This is a genomic window from Geoalkalibacter subterraneus (genome assembly GCF_000827125.1).
In the GTDB taxonomy this organism is placed as follows: Bacteria; Desulfobacterota; Desulfuromonadia; order Desulfuromonadales; family Geoalkalibacteraceae; genus Geoalkalibacter_A; species Geoalkalibacter_A subterraneus.
The window spans coordinates 2,724,031-2,737,140 of sequence record NZ_CP010311.1; the positions used below are offsets into that span (position 1 = coordinate 2,724,031).

The 13,110-nt window shown below is 60.7% G+C and carries 12 protein-coding genes; 3 read left to right on the forward strand and 9 right to left on the reverse strand.

What is annotated here, in order from left to right; translation table 11 throughout:
- Positions 1–335: 335 nt before the first annotated feature.
- The 4 genes from rlmB to GSUB_RS12780 are packed head-to-tail and all read right to left on the reverse strand — an operon-like array spanning position 336 to position 4,769.
- Positions 336–1,076, reverse strand: coding sequence for a 23S rRNA (guanosine(2251)-2'-O)-methyltransferase RlmB (rlmB, locus tag GSUB_RS12765; protein ID WP_040201115.1), 741 nt, complete (start codon positions 1,074–1,076; stop codon positions 336–338).
- Positions 1,073–1,810, reverse strand: a complete 738-nt coding sequence (pyrF, locus tag GSUB_RS12770) for an orotidine-5'-phosphate decarboxylase (protein ID WP_040201116.1) — start codon at positions 1,808–1,810, stop codon at positions 1,073–1,075. Before pyrF ends, rlmB begins: the two co-directional genes overlap by 4 nt.
- On the reverse strand, positions 1,807–3,036 hold the full coding sequence (locus GSUB_RS12775) for a DUF4388 domain-containing protein (RefSeq protein WP_040201117.1): 1,230 nt from the start codon (positions 3,034–3,036) through the stop codon (positions 1,807–1,809). Before GSUB_RS12775 ends, pyrF begins: the two co-directional genes overlap by 4 nt.
- A 17-nt stretch (positions 3,037–3,053) precedes the next feature.
- Positions 3,054–4,769: a proline--tRNA ligase gene (locus GSUB_RS12780; protein WP_040201118.1), complete on the reverse strand. Its 1,716-nt coding sequence runs from the start codon at positions 4,767–4,769 to the stop codon at positions 3,054–3,056.
- A gap of 183 nt (positions 4,770–4,952) precedes the next feature.
- Between GSUB_RS12780 and GSUB_RS12785 the strand changes: the two genes are divergently transcribed.
- Together GSUB_RS12785 and ilvB are read left to right on the forward strand one after the other, a co-directional pair.
- Positions 4,953–6,446 (forward strand): AAA family ATPase, encoded by a 1,494-nt coding sequence (locus tag GSUB_RS12785; RefSeq protein WP_084212032.1) that lies wholly within the window; start codon positions 4,953–4,955, stop codon positions 6,444–6,446.
- A 314-nt stretch (positions 6,447–6,760) separates the two neighbouring features.
- Positions 6,761–8,443, forward strand: a complete 1,683-nt coding sequence (gene ilvB / locus GSUB_RS12790; RefSeq protein WP_040201119.1) for a biosynthetic-type acetolactate synthase large subunit — start codon at positions 6,761–6,763, stop codon at positions 8,441–8,443.
- A 27-nt stretch (positions 8,444–8,470) separates the two neighbouring features.
- On the opposite strand, the gene GSUB_RS12795 is transcribed toward ilvB, so the two are convergent.
- The 3 genes from GSUB_RS12795 to ispG are packed head-to-tail and all read right to left on the reverse strand — an operon-like array spanning position 8,471 to position 10,659.
- Complete coding sequence (locus GSUB_RS12795; RefSeq protein ID WP_040201121.1) at positions 8,471–9,229, reverse strand: class I SAM-dependent methyltransferase; 759 nt, start codon at positions 9,227–9,229, stop codon at positions 8,471–8,473.
- 10 nt (positions 9,230–9,239) lie between these two features.
- Positions 9,240–9,548, reverse strand: a complete 309-nt coding sequence (locus GSUB_RS12800) for an Imm27 family immunity protein (protein ID WP_040201123.1) — start codon at positions 9,546–9,548, stop codon at positions 9,240–9,242.
- 19 nt (positions 9,549–9,567) lie between these two features.
- Complete coding sequence (gene ispG, locus GSUB_RS12805) at positions 9,568–10,659, reverse strand: flavodoxin-dependent (E)-4-hydroxy-3-methylbut-2-enyl-diphosphate synthase (RefSeq protein ID WP_040201124.1); 1,092 nt, start codon at positions 10,657–10,659, stop codon at positions 9,568–9,570.
- Between the two features lie 145 nt (positions 10,660–10,804).
- Here ispG and rlmD point away from each other — a divergent pair, with 145 nt between their 5' ends.
- A complete protein-coding gene (gene rlmD / locus GSUB_RS12810; RefSeq protein ID WP_040201125.1) occupies positions 10,805–12,187 on the forward strand; it encodes a 23S rRNA (uracil(1939)-C(5))-methyltransferase RlmD in 1,383 nt (460 codons plus the stop codon).
- 48 nt (positions 12,188–12,235) lie between these two features.
- On the opposite strand, the gene GSUB_RS12815 is transcribed toward rlmD, so the two are convergent.
- Positions 12,236–12,451 (reverse strand): tetratricopeptide repeat protein, encoded by a 216-nt coding sequence (locus tag GSUB_RS12815; protein WP_040201127.1) that lies wholly within the window; start codon positions 12,449–12,451, stop codon positions 12,236–12,238.
- Positions 12,451–13,101: a Tll0287-like domain-containing protein gene (locus GSUB_RS12820; RefSeq protein ID WP_052464911.1), complete on the reverse strand. Its 651-nt coding sequence runs from the start codon at positions 13,099–13,101 to the stop codon at positions 12,451–12,453. The genes GSUB_RS12815 and GSUB_RS12820 overlap by 1 nt, the downstream gene beginning before the upstream one ends.
- Positions 13,102–13,110 lie beyond the last annotated feature (9 nt).

Below are 13,110 nucleotides of genomic sequence, written 5' to 3' on the forward strand. Positions count from 1 at the left end.
ACCACAGACCTCCAGCCCCTGTTCGGATCGGAGACCCTTCCCAAATCCGAATCATTTTTTATTAAGGGTTCAACAGAATTATTCATGACAATCCCTTAATAGCGCAATCACGGACAACTGTCAATCATAATGATTAAAAAAAATATATCTCGCTGACTATTCTGCAGAGGAAGCGAAAACGCAGGAGGTGAAAGGTCGTAGGTCGTGTCTTTCGCAGGGATGCTCCTGCAAAAGCATGTTATCTCAGACAGGGATCCTCAATGAAGGATAGCGGATGGCGTGTGCTTAACGGTTATACTCATTTATGAGGAGAGAATTAAGTTCGAGGCCTGCATTTAGCCTTTGCGCCGTTGTCGCACCACCTCAAACAGCGAAAGGGCACCGGCGACCGACACGTTGAGGGAGCCGACCCCACCCTGCATAGGGATGGAGACCAGTTGATCGCAGTGGCGGCGCACGTTGGGGCGCAGCCCCTTGCCTTCACTGCCGACTACCAGGACCAGATCAGAGGTAAAATCGATGCTGTACAGGGACTGGTCCGCCTCGCCGGCCAGGCCGTATATCCAAAGCCCTTCTTTTTTAAGCAGATCGAAGGTCCGGGCGAGGTTAACGACCCGACAGAGGGCGACATGCTCCAGGGCACCGGCAGCGGCGCGCTCGACGACTCCGGTCACCGGGGCGCTGTTGTCGCGCGGGCAGATCACGCCATGACAGCCGGCCCCCGCAGCGGAACGCAGCAGCGCTCCAAAATTGTGCGGATCGGTCACCCCGTCAAGAGCCACCAGGAAAGCGGGTTCCCCCCTGTCACGCCCGATCTTGAGAAGGTCATCAATTTCGACATAGGAACAGGGCTCAATGCGCAGAACCGCTCCCTGATGACGGCTGTTTCCGGCCAGACGCTCCAGTTCGCTCTTATCACTGTCGCGCACCGGCACTCCCCGCCTGCGGGCAGCGTCCGCCAACCCGCGCACCCTGGGGCCACTGTCACGGGCAACAAACAACTCGAGGGGTTTGCGGCGCCGCCCCTTAAGTGCTTCATCGACCGGGTTGATGCCGTAGATGATCTCTTCACTCATGCGCGCGGACTCAAAGCCTGGGCCATTTCCTCGACGATGGCCTCGGCGGCCGCCACCGGATCATCCGCTTTGGCGATGGGACGCCCCACCACCAGATAGTCCGCTCCTGAAGCGATGGCATCGGCGGGAGTCGTCACGCGCTTCTGGTCGTCGGCGGAAGCCGTTGCGGGACGCACGCCGGGGGTGACAATGACAAAGTCAGGACCGCAGGCCTCACGGATCAGCCCGATTTCACGGGGAGAGGCAACCACTCCGCCGAAACCGGCTTCCTGGGCCAGGCGGGCCAGACGCGGCACCATCTCTTCAACAGAATGCTCGATGCCGATTTCGCGCAGAGTCTCTTCGGCAGACGAGGTCAGGATCGTGACTGCCAGCATCAGGGGCATCTGTCGCTTCTCTGCGGCACAGCGGTTGCGCACGGCGTCGGCCGCGGTTTTCATCATTTCGCTGCCGCCGAGGGCATGCACGTTGAACATGCCGATCCCCAGACGGTCTGCTTCAAGGCAGGCCATAGCCACGGTATTGGGAATATCGTGATATTTGAGATCGAGAAAGACGTCACCGCCCTCCCCTTTGATCATGTGAATCACTTCGGGGCCGCAGCGGGTAAACAGCTGCTTGCCGACCTTGAACATGCCGACCTTGTCGTGCAGCAGCTTGACAAAGTGTTCGGCCTCTTCGAACTGATCCACATCAAGGGCAAAAATCAGCTTCTGCCGCGCGTTTTCAATCATTTTGTCCTCCCGAGAATCTCGCCGGCACGCGCCGTCGCTTTTTTAACGTCGGCCACCACTGCCGCCGCCTTCTCATCGCCAAGCACTTCTCGTGCGGCGTGACTTTCAAGATAAAGAAGCTCTCCCACCGCATCAACCAGCAGCTGCCGCTTGTCTCCTTCTTCCAGACCGGCCAGGTTGGCCAGAATACGGGACGAGGCCAGCACCCCGTCCTCTTCGATCTCCGCATCACGCAGAATATAGGAATAGGGCTGGGGCAGTTCGCGCAGCAGAGAAATGACCCGCTGATGGAATTGAGGATCAACCTTGCAGGCCGCTTGATGAATCAGGCGCAGGCCGTCATTGAGAACCGCCAGAATTTCACCGAGGGCACCCGTATCATCCGTCGAGTCCTCGGCTTCAACCCTGACAGCACCGCGCTCAACCAGATGATAGAGTACCCGCAAGCCTTCAAAATCGCCCAGGCCGCTGCGACGCACGATCTCTGCAACAGACTGCTTCCCGGAGCGGATCATGTCCAGCAGAGCCTGCTCACTGCCGCCGAGCCCCTCCGGAATCTTGTCGCCCACCCGGGCAATGCAATCCATTGAAGGGATCAGGCGCATGAAAAGCTGTCGCTCATCCTGCCGGCGCAACCCCTCCATAAGCAGATTCTGTGTGTTCATGCTGAGTTGGAAGGGATCTTTTTTCTCCAGGCTTTTGGCCTGAAAGGCGAAGCTGCCGCTTTGGAAAGGCAACAAATGGTAGACGATCGTTTCCGCCTGATGGCGAACGGCCTGCCACAGATCGCGCGGGCTGACAAGATTCTGATCAAGCAGAAATTTCACCAGAAAGTTCTGATTTTCCCGGCGTCCAGCAAGCCGGTCGAGAGAGTCTCGCTCAACCTTGCCGAGGGAGAACAGAATTTCGCCGAGATTTTCCTGCTCAAAGGAACTCAAAGCCGCCACGATCTCGCCATCCTGAAAATAGAGATCCTTGCGCCCCCCCTCCAGGTCAAAGCGCAGCACTCCCGTCTTGCGGAACATATTGAAAAAGGAGAGAAGATCCACCGGCGAGATTTCGCCGAGCGTCCCAGTCATAAGAATGGGGTGGGCATCCTCGGTGACGCGCAGAAAGAGGTGGCCGTTCGATTCGGAGGCGACATCGAAGGCGCGCGGCCCGAAGCGCCGCGCAAGGCGCGCCGGCAGAAACAGCCGTCCCTGTTGATCTAAAGTGACACTCGCCATGACAACCTGCGTTCCAGTTAGAGGCCGAGCCCCTTGCGAACCTGCTCAGCCACTTCGGCGGCGGCCTCACCGAGCGGCAGCATCCGCACCTCGCCGCCGGCGCGCTCCTTGAATTCCACCTGACCGTCCTTGAGACCACGCGCTCCGACGGTCACTCGCAGCGGGATGCCGACCAGGTCGGCGTCCTTGAACTTGAAGCCGGGACGTTCGTCGCGATCGTCGAGCAACACCTCGACGCCGGCCGCCAGCAGCCGCTGGTAAAGATCCTCCGCCGCCTCGCGCACCGCATCATCATTGGGGTTGAGCATCACCACCAGGACCTGGAACGGAGCCACCGCCAGCGGCCAGATGATACCGTTTTCGTCGTGGTTCTGTTCGATGGCCGCAGCCACCGTGCGCCCGACGCCGATGCCGTAGCATCCCATCACCAGCGTCCGCTCATGCCCCTGGTCGTCGAGGACTTTTGCACCAAGAGCCTCGGAATACTTGGTGCCGAGCTTGAACACATGCCCCACCTCGATGCCGCGCCACACTTCGAGCAGTCCGTCGCAGCGCGGACAGGGATCTCCGGCTTCCGCCTTACGCAGATCGGCAAACTGCTCGACCTCGATATCGCGGCCCAGGTTGGCCCCGGTGAAATGGGCATCCTTCTCGTTGGCCCCGACGATAAAATCACTCATGGTCTGGACTTCGAGATCGGCAACGATGCGCAGGTCCAGCCCGACCGGCCCGGCAAAACCGCTGGGAGCGCCTGTGGCTTTCAGAACCACATCCTCTGTCGCCATCTCCACCCAGGCGCAATCGAGCAGGCGGCAGAGCTTGATGTCGTTGAGTTCCCGGTCGCCACGCAGCAGAACCGCCAGGGTTTCGCCGGTATCAGTCTGCATGATCAGGGTCTTGATCAGCCGGCGCGGTTCAACCTTCAGGAAAGCACTGACTTCCTCGATGGTTTTGCGCGCCGGGGTCAGCACCTTCTCGAGGGGGGCGTCGGGCTCGGCAGCCGTCTGCCCTGCGTTGCGGATTTCTGCCTTCTCTACGTTGGCCGCATACTCGCAACTGTCGCAGGACACGATCTCGTCCTCCCCCGAAGCGGCCAGCACCATGAACTCATGAGAACTCGAACCGCCGATGTTGCCGGTATCGGCCTCCACCGCACGGAATTTGAGGCCGCAGCGTTCAAAGATCCGGCGATACGCCTGATACATCCTGTCATAGGATCGATCAGCGCCCGCATCATCCATGTCAAAGGAGTAGGCATCCTTCATGATGAATTCGCGCCCCCGCATCAAGCCGAAACGCGGGCGGATCTCATCGCGGAACTTGGTCTGAATCTGGTAGAGATTGAGCGGCAGCTGGCGGTAGGAGCGCACATCGTTGCGCACGATGTCGGTGATGACCTCCTCATGCGTGGGGCCGAGGCAGAACTCGCCCTGCTTGCGATCCTTTAAGCGCAGCAACTCCTTGCCGTACTGCTGCCAGCGCCCCGATTCCTGCCACAACTCCGCCGGCACCACCATGGGCATCAGCACCTCGTGCGCACCGGCGCGATCCATCTCCTCGCGCACGATCTGCTCCACCTTGCGTAGAGAGCGCAGCCCCAGCGGCAGGTAGTCGTAGATCCCCGCAGCGACCTTGCGGATCATGCCGGAGCGCAGCATCAGCTGATGGCTGACCACTTCGGCATCGGACGGGGTTTCCTTCAGAGTCGGCAACAGATACTGGCTGTAACGCATAAACCCACCTCACGGCAAAACCTCTTGAATGTGTCCTCAATGGAAAAAGCAAACTAGCCCATTTTTAACCCGAATGCAACAATCGTAGTTGTGCTGTGCCGGCACAAAACCTTGTCTTCCACAGGGACGTCCCTTATCATGGGTGCAATGCCGATCCCCACTCATTCACCATGAGGACCTCCCATGAAAGACAACCTCAATTTTCCCATGTTCTGCCAACTGGTGGCCGCCAAAACGCCGCTGATTTTCATCACCACCGACAACGAAAGCCGTACCGAGGCTTTAATCACACGCGCGGCTCTGCACGGCATCAAGGGGATGCCGGTTCCCCTTGAATGGGACTGCAACCAGGGGTTTGCCGGCCATCAGGAGACGATCGATCCGCTGGCCGGACTGCGCTGGGCGGTCGAACGCGAGGGGCATGGCATCTATCTGTTCAAGGACATGACCTGGTTCTGGGGAAACAGTCCGCACATTCAGCGCACCCTCAAGGATTTCGCCGCTGTGCGACGCCCGGAGGTCAAATCGCTGGTTTTCATCGGACCCAGGCCAGACATTCCTGAGAACCTGCGCGAAAGCTTTCTGATCCTCGACCACGCGCTGCCCGACCGCACCGAAATCCAGAACTACCTTGAAGAACAGCGGGGCAAAGACCCGTATCTCGCCCAAGTGCTGCGCAACGACAACGACCTGGAGGCGCTGACACTGGCGGCGCAGGGGCTCGACCTGGCCGACCTTGAACGCGCGCTGCGCCTGTCCCGCGTCACCAAAGGCGGCGATATCGACCGAGTTGTCGCCAACCTGTATCAGGCCAAAAAGCAGATCCTGAAAAAAAGCGGCATCATGGAATTCGTTGAAAACGACACCCTGCCGGAACAGGTGGGCGGCATGCAGGCCCTTAAATCCTGGATGGAGAAGCGGGAGAAGGCTTACGGGCTGGAGGGGCTGAAAAGCGGACGCAACCTCCCCAAAGGGGTTTTGATGATGGGGATCAGCGGCTGCGGCAAGAGCCTGTTCGTCAAAGCGATTGCGGCCCGCTGGCATCTGCCGCTGGTGCGCCTCGACATGGCCACCGTCTACTCCCAGGCCTTCGGCTCACCGGAAACCAGCCTGCGGCGCGCCTGCAAAACCGCCGAGGCGCTGGCGCCCTGCGTGCTGTGGATCGACGAAATCGAGGCGGGAATCACCACCCAGGGCTTCAAGGCGGAAGGCGGTGCCTCTTCCCGCGTCCTCGGTTATTTCCTGACATGGATGCAGGAGAAAAAACACCCGGTTTTCGTGGCCGCCACCGCCAATGCCATCGAGATGCTGCCGGCAGAGATCCTGCGCAAAGGGCGTTTTGATGAGATTTTTTATGTCACTCTGCCGGGGCTGCAGGAGCGCGAGGAGATTTTCCGCATTCATCTTGCCCAGCGTGGCTTCGACGAGGAAGAGTTTGACTGCCGCATGCTGGCCCACTCCAGCAAAGGCTTTTCCGGCGCAGAAATTGAGCAGGCGGTAGTCAGCGCGGGTTTTGAGGCTCTATCACTGAATCGACCGATGCACCAGCGCGACATCACCGAGGCCATCAGCCGCACGGTTCCCTTGTCAGTCACCATGGCGGAGCAGATCAAAAAGATCGAAGCCTGGGCCTTCAAGCGCGCGGTGCCCGCCAGCGGAACAGTTGAACGGGATTGAAACCTGCATCGAAGAAGCGCTTGACAGGTCCAAAACTCCCATTTTATAGTTGCGGCAACAGGGAGATAGAACAATGTTTCAGAAACTACCTTTTCTGCAGCGGTTTCCAGTTTCAGTCGTCGTAGTCGTCGTTTCCTGACGACTCGCCGCTGCTCAAAGGCCTGCTACAAACAGCATACCCTGGGGAACGCGGGTCAAAACCCGCCCCCTCTGACGCGCACACGCCGAAGGCCGCGGGGCACCTCCTCCCCGCGGCCTTTTTTATTTCGGATTCTGCCCACGCGGGTGATCAACATAAAGGAGAACTGACAGCCATGAAAACCGGAGCACAGATCCTGATCGAATGTCTCAAGCAGGAAGGGGTCGACACCATTTTCGGCTACCCGGGGGCGCGCACTCTGCTGCTGCACGACACCCTGATGGATGACAGGGAGATCGCCCACATCCTGGTACGCCACGAGCAGGGCGCAGCCCATGCCGCCGACGGCTACGCGCGCACCACCGGCAAGGTGGGCGTCTGCCTGACCACCTCGGGCCCCGGCGCCACCAACCTGGTCACCGGCATCGCCACCGCCTACATGGATTCGGTGCCCATGGTCGCCTTGACCTGTCAGGTCACCACCGCCGATATCGGCAACGACGCCTTCCAGGAGGCGGATATGACCGGCATCACGCGCCCGATCACCAAGCACAACTATGTCGTTACCGATGTCAAGGATCTCGGCCGCATCATCCGCGAAGCCTTTTATGTCGCCCGCACCCGGCGCCCCGGCCCGGTTCTGGTGGATCTGCCCAGCGACGTGCTGGCGGCGCGCTGGGGCGGCGAAATCCCGACCGAGATCCGCCGCCGCGGCTACCAGGAGATGCCGATCCTCAACATCAAGCAGCTTAAAAAAGCGGCTGACCTCATCAACAAGGCCAAGCGGCCGCTGATCTATGCCGGCGGCGGCATTACCCTCTCCAACAGCCATGAAGCGCTGCGCGCCCTGGCGCAAAAAGGCAGCCTGCCGGTCACCAACACGCTGATGGCCATTGGCGTCATGGACGCCGACTCCCCTCTGTCGGTGGGCATGCTCGGCATGTACGGCGCCTGGTACGCCAATATGGCGGTGCATGAATGCGACTGCCTGATTGCCATCGGCGCCCGCTTCGACGACCGGGTTACCGGTCGCATCGAAGGGTTTGCGCCCAACGCCAAGATCATCCAGGTCGACATTGATCCGGCCAGCATCCGCAAAACCGTGCAGGTGCATCTGCCCATCGTCAGCGATGCCGGCGAAGCCATGGAGCGCCTGGTAGAACTGGTGGAAAGCAAGGACCGCTCCCCCTGGCTCGACCAGATCGAGGAATGGAAGAAAGAAGCCCCCCTGCCCCGCCCGCACAGTGAGGCTCTTATGCCCCACGAGATCATGGATGCCATCTGCCGCGTCGCCGGTGAATCACCGGTGGTGGCCTCCGACGTCGGGCTCTCGCAGATGTGGACCGCCAACTTCTTCCGCTTCCATCAGCCGCGCCAGTACCTGACCAGCGGCGGCCTAGGCACCATGGGCTACGCCCTGCCGGCGGCGGTGGGCGCGGCGCTGGGGCGCAAAGGGCAGCCGGTGTTCGCCATCAACGGCGACGGCGCCTTCCAGATGAACATTCAGGAGCTGGCCACCTGCTCATATTACAATCTGCCGGTCAAAACCATCATCCTCAACAACGGCAAACTGGGGATGGTGCGCCAGTTCCAGCACGTTTTCCTGAAGAAGCGCTATGCCGCCACAGATCTGGGCAGTCATGTGGATTTCTGCACCGTGGCGCGCGGCTTCAAGGTCGAAGCCATCAAGGTCAGCCGCAAGGATGAACTCTCCCACGCACTGCAGAAAGCTATGGAGATCGACGGGCCGGTGGTGATCGATATCGACATCGATCCTGACTGCTACTGTTTCCCCATGGTACCGCCGGGGAAAAAGTCAGTGGAGGCGCTGTTTGCACCGGAGGATTGGGAAAGTTAGTCGCAAGGGGTGAGGGGTGTGGGATGCTCAGTCGACGCGGCCAAGGCGCAGAAAGAGTGGCCAGGTCACCAGGCGCTTCCGGCGGGGGTCGCCCCACAGGCGGACCAGCGCAGGCAGCAGCGGGGCCAGCGGGTCACTACCCTGGCTTGAGCGGTAGTTTTTCAAGGCCGACCAGGTTTCCAGATAGCCGCGCAACTGGGAAAGATCCCATTCGGCCCGCAACGTCAGGCGCGGCGCCGACAACTCCGGAAAAGGAAACGGCAGGGTGCGGTAGCCCTGGTCGAGAATGCGGCGTTCGGGCGGCCACCAGGGGCCAAGGATCCCGGCGTAAAAGTGATGCAGCAGGCGGTCGATGGGCGGATTGACGGACAGCCAGCCGTAGCCTACAACCGCCAGCAACCCTCCCGGAACCAGCACACGCCGGGCTTCACGGTAAAAGGCCTCGACATCGAACCAGTGCAGAGCCTGTGCGACCACGGCAAGATCAACTTCCGCATCGGCCAGTCCAGATGCTTCCGCCAGCGCGACGCGGTAGGTTACCTTGGACTGGCGACGGGCGCGGGCAATCTGCTCGGCGCTGGCGTCGGTAGCCATCACCCGCCCGAAGAATTCAGCTAACCCCAGCGCCGCCTGGCCGCTGCCGCAGCCGCAGTCCCATGCTATATTTCGCCCGGGTGCCCTTTGCGACAGTTCATACCACAACCGTCTTGGATAATCGGGGCGATACTGCCGGTAGCCCTCCGCCAGCGCAGAAAAATGATCGGCAAAGACGTTCACTTCGCCCATGATCTCTGCCTCAAGGGTTTTCCAGCTGATTGTAGCGCTGCGCGGCACTCTCGGCGTCAAGCAGGCTCAGGCGTGGAGGGCCGCCATCCTTGAGCGCGGCGTGGTCATGGGCCAGCTCCCACAGGCGCCCGTCCCGAGGATCGCGATACAGGGCGTTTTTCCCTTCGCCCCGCGCCACCAGTTCAAGCCGCTCGGCAATGAGCCATTCGATGCGCGCCCAGGCGCCATCCTTCTCCATGCGGCTGCCCAGATCGATCCAGAATCCCCGCAACTCCCGATCTTCGGGCTTGAGCTCCCATTCTTCAGCATCGACAACCATAATCTGCACAACCTCCTTCTCAGTGATCTTTATCCTGACTGTGACAGCCGGCGGAACGCTCTGCCAGCAGAGACTGAACCTCCTCCACCAGGGCCTCGACCATCTCGGCCTGCGGCACCTTGCGCACCACCTCGCCACGGCGGAACAGCAGCCCCTGCCCTTCGCCGCCGGCAATACCGATATCGGCCTCGCGCGCCTCGCCCGGTCCGTTGACGGCACAGCCCATGACAGCCACCGTCAGCGGTTCGGGCAGGTCGCGCAGGCGCCGCTCCACCTCTTCCGCCACCGCGATCAGATCCACCCGGCAGCGGCCGCAGGTCGGGCAACTGACGAAAACCGGACCGCGCTCGCGCAAACCAAGGGACTTGAGAATTTCCCAGCCGACCTTGACCTCTTCCACCGGGTCGCCGGTCAGGGAAACCCGCAGCGTATCGCCGATGCCATCATGCAGCAGAACTCCGAGCCCCACCGCACTTTTGATGGTTCCACCCCAGGTGGTGCCCGCCTCAGTGATACCGATGTGCAGCGGGTAGTCCACCTGCCGGGCGAGCAGGCGATAGGCGGCAACGGTGCGCCGAATGTCGGAGGCCTTGAGACTGATCTTGACCTGATCGAACCCCAGTTCCTCAAGGATATGCACGTGTCCGAGAGCGCTTTCCACCATCGCTTCGGGCGTCGCATGGCCATGCTTTTCCAGCAGCGCCTTCTCCAGCGAGCCGCCGTTGACGCCGATGCGGATCGGTACGCCATGATCGCGGCAGGCGGCAACCACTTCCGCCACCTTCCAGCGGTCCCCGATGTTGCCGGGGTTGATGCGCAAGCCGTCGACGCCCCCGGCAATCACCTGCAGCGCCAGACGATGGTCGAAATGGATGTCGGCGATCAGAGGGATCGGGCAGTGCGTTCTAATGAATGCCAGGGCGGAGGCGGCATCGGCGTCAGGTACCGCGCAACGCACGATTTCGCAGCCGGCGGCGACCAGGCGGTCGATCTGAGCGCAGGTGGCGGCGACATCACGGGTATCGGTGCTGGTCATGGACTGCACCGTCACCGGCGCGCCGCCCCCGACGGCGACGGATCCGACATGGATCTGGCGGGATTGATGGTTCATGGGACCGGTTTCAACCTTTCATCTGGAATCATTGGAGCACAGCACGCCGCAAAATGAGGCATAGCACCGTGGAAGCTCATTGACAGCGGGAGCGCAAAGTCTTAACTTGCCACAACTCATTCTGTTACCGCAAGAAAGGTTTGACATGACGGCACGGCGTAAAAAAGGTCAGCAGCAACGCAGAGAAGAATTCACCATCGAGCGGCTCGACGACGAAGGCATCGGCCTGGTTGAGCAGGGCGGCAAAACCGTGCGGGTGGTCGGCGCTCTGCCGGGCGAGAAGATTCTGGCGGAGATTGAATACGAGGGGCGCCACACCATCGGGGCCCGCATGGTCAAACGACTGACCAACGCCCGCGAACGCAGCCGTCGGCAGAACTGCTCAAAGGCCGAGCAGTGCCAGGGGTGTCCGCTGATCTCCATGGATTACGCGGCGCAGCTGCATTTCAAGCACGAAAAAGTGGCACGCGCTCTGGCCACCTATCCTCAATTGACCGAAATCAACGTCAATACCGTCCTGGAGGCGCCCAGGCAGCTGGGCTACCGCAGCAGCGCCAAGCTGGCCATCGGCAAGGAGCGCGGCAAGGTCATGATCGGCCTTTACCGCCGCAACACCCATCAGGTGATCGACATCGGCGACTGTCCGCTGCATCACCCGCTGATCAATGAGGTCGTGGCGGTGGTGCGGGAGGAGATCGAGCGGCAGGGGGTTTTTGTTTACCGCCCCGACAAGGATCACGGGCTGCTGCGCTACCTGGTGGTGCGGGTCAGCCCGCTGCGCAACGAAGCGATGGTGACTTTCGTCACCCGCGAGCGCTGCGACCGCGAAGTGATCCATCTGGCCAAATGGCTGGTGAAAAAGGTTCCCAACGTAGTATCGGTGCATCAGAACATCAACACCGGCAGCGGCAATGTCATCTGGGGCAACCAGACCCTGCGGATGATGGGACATCCCAGCCTGCTGGATCAGGTCGGCGAGCTTAAGCTGCGCATCGGGCCCAATGCCTTCTTTCAGGTCAACCACGATCAGGCCGAGCGCATCTATCAACTGGCGCGCGAATGGGCCGGGCTGAGCAAGGAGGAGGAAGCGGTCGATCTCTATTGCGGCATCGGCGGCATCGCGCTGAATCTGGCCCGCGACGCCCGGATGGTGACCGGCGTTGAGGTGGTGCAGGAAGCGGTGCGCAACGCCGCGGACAATGCACGACTCAACGACCTTGGCAACTGTCGCTTTTTGGCCGGCGATGCGGCTCAGATTCTCGAAGACCTGGCGCTGACCTCCCGGCCGGCTGTGGTCAGCGTCAACCCGCCACGCAAAGGGTGCGAGCCGGAGGTACTGCGCGCCGTCGCCTCACTCGCGCCGCGCACGCTCATCTATGTGAGCTGCAACCCCGAGACGCTGGCCCGCGACCTGGCACTTCTGGCCGAACAGGGTTATCGCTGTAACGAGATTCAGCCGGTCGACATGTTTCCGCAGACACCCCATGTTGAATCGGTGGCGCGACTGGAGCACAGCCCGAAGAAATAGAGATTTCCAGTCACCGTTCTCCGCAGGACCACTGAACAGTAACGATTTCTATTTGCCTTCCAAAGCCTCCAGACGCTCTCGCGCCAGCCTTGCTTCCGGAGCTTCGGGGTAGCGGGACAGAATCTCGCGATAAAGCTTGGAGGCGTGTTCGGTGTTGCGCTGCATCTCTTCAAACTGAGCTGTTTCATAGAGTTTGGCGGCCGAATCGCCGCAGGCAGCCAGAAGCAGAAACAAAGCCGCTGCCGCCAGAGTCCGTTTGAACATTATTTTCGCTCCTCAGATACCGATTCAGTCGGATTGCCGTCGCCATCTTCCAGTTCGCGGGTAATGGTGACCGCCCCGCGCAACTCTCCCAGTTCAAAACCGCGAGCCTGATCCTGGGGGTAGAGGCGATCAAGGTTTTCGGCCACCTCAGGGGCAATATTGGAGCCGTGGCACACCAGGCAGACTTCTCCCGTGGCGATGGCCTTCATGTAGCGAAACTGTCGCTTGCCTTCCGGCGACTCACAGATCTGCCAGAATTCCTGTTCCGCCACCGCACCGCCATTCTCGATCCGTTGTGAAAATTTTTCGAGAACGTCGCGCTCCCAATCATCGGGTTGGTTGTCAGGATTGCGCACTCGCAGCGCCGTGCGGCCGATCCGCCAGCCGCGCGATTCGGAAAGGCTTTGAGTGATGTGGGGCGCTCGTTCATGACAGAAAGGGATCGCCGCCACAGCCCCGTCTTCATTGATGGTCCTCATCAACTGGCCTTTCAGAGAAACAGCCAGATCAATGGCCGCAACACGCGCTGCGGCGATACGTGCATCCTCTTCCGGCAGTGAGCGACAGTTCCAGCTGTAGGAGACTGCCGCAATGGCCAGAGTGAAAACAAAAACTGCAACTGTGACCCCAATTGTTTTTTTCAATGTCATCAGATCCCC

Excerpts from the sequence above, each read along its gene's own strand:
- rlmB (WP_040201115.1), bottom strand. The coding sequence starts at position 1,076 with ATGAGTGAAGAGATCATCTACGGCATCAACCCGGTCGATGAAGCACTT.
- pyrF (WP_040201116.1), bottom strand. The coding sequence starts at position 1,810 with ATGATTGAAAACGCGCGGCAGAAGCTGATTTTTGCCCTTGATGTGGAT.
- GSUB_RS12775 (WP_040201117.1), bottom strand. The coding sequence starts at position 3,036 with ATGGCGAGTGTCACTTTAGATCAACAGGGACGGCTGTTTCTGCCGGCG.
- GSUB_RS12780 (WP_040201118.1), bottom strand. The coding sequence starts at position 4,769 with ATGCGTTACAGCCAGTATCTGTTGCCGACTCTGAAGGAAACCCCGTCC.
- GSUB_RS12785 (WP_084212032.1), top strand. The coding sequence starts at position 4,953 with ATGAAAGACAACCTCAATTTTCCCATGTTCTGCCAACTGGTGGCCGCC.
- ilvB (WP_040201119.1), top strand. The coding sequence starts at position 6,761 with ATGAAAACCGGAGCACAGATCCTGATCGAATGTCTCAAGCAGGAAGGG.
- GSUB_RS12795 (WP_040201121.1), bottom strand. The coding sequence starts at position 9,229 with ATGGGCGAAGTGAACGTCTTTGCCGATCATTTTTCTGCGCTGGCGGAG.
- GSUB_RS12800 (WP_040201123.1), bottom strand. The coding sequence starts at position 9,548 with ATGGTTGTCGATGCTGAAGAATGGGAGCTCAAGCCCGAAGATCGGGAG.
- ispG (WP_040201124.1), bottom strand. The coding sequence starts at position 10,659 with ATGAACCATCAATCCCGCCAGATCCATGTCGGATCCGTCGCCGTCGGG.
- rlmD (WP_040201125.1), top strand. The coding sequence starts at position 10,805 with ATGACGGCACGGCGTAAAAAAGGTCAGCAGCAACGCAGAGAAGAATTC.
- GSUB_RS12815 (WP_040201127.1), bottom strand. The coding sequence starts at position 12,451 with ATGTTCAAACGGACTCTGGCGGCAGCGGCTTTGTTTCTGCTTCTGGCT.
- GSUB_RS12820 (WP_052464911.1), bottom strand. The coding sequence starts at position 13,101 with ATGACATTGAAAAAAACAATTGGGGTCACAGTTGCAGTTTTTGTTTTC.